Below are 2,131 nucleotides of genomic sequence, written 5' to 3'. Positions count from 1 at the left end.
GGGCTTCTTCCGAACGGCGGAAAAGCTGCTGAAGGCTGTCCATCTGCTCGGTGATATGTTCGACGACACCGGCCATGATCGCCTGCTCGCCGCTCAGTTCTTCCCCGGACGTGAAGCCGACCCGGGTGATGGAACTGAGCCAGTCCTCAAGCTCCTGATAGAAACGGTTTTGCCCGTGTCCCGCGAAAAGCTCCAGCAGGCCCACAACAAGCGACCCCGCGAGCCCCAGCAGTGAAGAGCCGAAGGCCACGCCCATCCCGCCCAACTGCGCCTCCAGCCCCGACATGAGCCGGCTGAACACGTCTACCCCGCCCTCACCCTCTGACGGGGCAAGGCTGCGGATCGTGTCCACCACCGCCGGAACGGTCGTGGCCAACCCGTAGAACGTGCCCAGAAGGCCGAGGAATATCAGCATGTTGACGATATAGCGCGTGATTTCCCGCGCCTCGTCGATCCGCGTGGCGACTGAATCGAGGATCGAACGGGACGAAGACGCGCTGACCTGCATCCGCGCCCCGCGCGAGCGCAGGAGCGATGCCAAGGGAGCCAGAAGCTGCGGTGCGACGGTTTCGGGATCAGGTTTGTCCGAAGCGAAATTTTCGATCCAGCGGACCGACCCGATCAGCTGAAAGACCTGATAGAAACAGGCCAGCACCCCCAGCACGAAGACAAAGAAGATAAAGCCGTTCAGATAGGGGTTCGCGATGAAAATGGGCAGGACACGCGGCAAAGCGAGGAATACCCCGACCCCGGTCAGCCCCAGGGCGATCAGCATCAGCGTGATCTGCCGTACCGGTTGGGAAAACTGTGGTCCTGCCTGTCGGTCTGGCTGCGCCATGCGGCCTTGCTCCTGACCTCGAAATACTGACTTCCCGGCAACTTAAACCCAAATGCAGGCCCAGTGCCATGGCTTTATGCGACGAGCGCCTTCACGCGGTCGTGCAGCCATTCAAGCGCCGGATCATGCAGGCCGACCTCTGCCAGATGCGCGGCAGTGTTGAAAAGGTATTCGGTATTGGGCCCACGCCCCCCGACGGCCCGCGCGATGATCTGGGCCTGCTCTTCCAGAGGAAGGCCGCCGCAGTATTGCACATGCGCCTCGTCAATGACGTAGACGACGGCGGTGACATCGCGACCGTCGGACAGATGGATGAGCAACTCCTTCTCCACATAGGCGGAAGAAATCAGTTCACGCTCCCTCAGATAATCGAGCGTCTTCGCCTCATGCCCCGGCGCCACCCTCAGCGCCAGCCCTTCGCAAGCGGCCTCGGGGTGTTCATCCAGTGCAAGTACCAGTCCCGGTGCCTCTTCGGTGCCACGGTGGTGGATGGAGCGCATGCAGAAAGACCGGGCATAGCCCGGCAGCGTGGCGACCACGCTTTCCGCCACTTCAAAGCCCGGATTCCAAAGGAGACTTCCGTACCCGAATACCCACATCGTCATCGTGCTGGTCCTTTCCTGACGGCTTGGATAAACCGCATTCGCAGGCCGAGTTAAAGGAATTTTACGATGGTGCGCGGCGGGATCTGGCTGATCGTGGTTCTGGCAGCCATCTGGACGGGATGGTGGTGGCTGGCCTCTGCGGGGTTGGGGCAGCTACTGCAACAGGACAAGATCGCGGTGTCAGGCTGGGAGGTCGAACCGGGCCCCGCAAAGGTCAGCGGCTACCCCACGCGCTTTGACGTCGAGGTGGATCGCCTCTCCGCCCGGGGGCCGAATGGCGCCCGGGTGACGACGGGCAATCTGAAAGCCTCCGCTCCGGCCTATCTTCCCACCGACCTCACGTTGGTGTTGCCGGAGAATCCTGTCGTCATGACTTTGCCCGGGGCAGAGGCGACGCTGACGGCGCAGGGCGGTATCGCCGAGCTGCGCCTGTCGCCGCGGCGCGCGTTGGACCTGCAGGAGTTCGGATTCCGCGGTGACGCGCTTGAAATTGGACTGAACGAGCAGGAACTTGGAAGCAGCGGTCCCGTTCGAGCGAGTCTGCAACAGAATGACGAAAACCCGGCCAGCTACGATCTGCTTCTAAAGGCGGATGCGCTTCGGTGGGAGGAGGCGTTCAGCCGATACCTCGACATCCCGACAGAGCTACGTGAGGCAGCAGCGTCCGTCGACCTCGCGGCGCTGCTCA

At 62.4% G+C, this 2,131-nt stretch carries 3 protein-coding genes; 1 reads left to right on the top strand and 2 read right to left on the bottom strand.

Annotation, left to right across the window (positions count from 1 at the left end):
* Together A3764_RS14155 and A3764_RS14150 are read right to left on the bottom strand one after the other, a co-directional pair.
* Nucleotides 1-838 (bottom strand): biopolymer transporter ExbB (locus A3764_RS14155; RefSeq protein ID WP_067951696.1); only part of this gene is annotated, 838 nt, incomplete at its 3' end.
* A gap of 74 nt (nucleotides 839-912) precedes the next feature.
* Nucleotides 913-1,443: a gamma-glutamylcyclotransferase gene (locus A3764_RS14150; RefSeq protein ID WP_067923282.1), complete on the bottom strand. Its 531-nt coding sequence runs from the start codon at nucleotides 1,441-1,443 to the stop codon at nucleotides 913-915.
* A gap of 66 nt (nucleotides 1,444-1,509) precedes the next feature.
* Between A3764_RS14150 and A3764_RS14145 the strand changes: the two genes are divergently transcribed.
* Nucleotides 1,510-2,131 (top strand): DUF2125 domain-containing protein (locus A3764_RS14145; RefSeq protein ID WP_150122190.1); only part of this gene is annotated, 622 nt, incomplete at its 3' end.

Source organism: Sulfitobacter sp. HI0129, assembly GCF_001635395.1.
Lineage (GTDB): Bacteria > Pseudomonadota > Alphaproteobacteria > Rhodobacterales > Rhodobacteraceae > Sulfitobacter.
Note: the sequence above shows the minus strand (reverse complement) of the source record. Positions and strands in the feature narration are given on the sequence as shown.

Excerpts from the sequence above, each read along its gene's own strand:
- A3764_RS14150 (WP_067923282.1), bottom strand. The coding sequence starts at position 1,443 with ATGACGATGTGGGTATTCGGGTACGGAAGTCTCCTTTGGAATCCGGGC.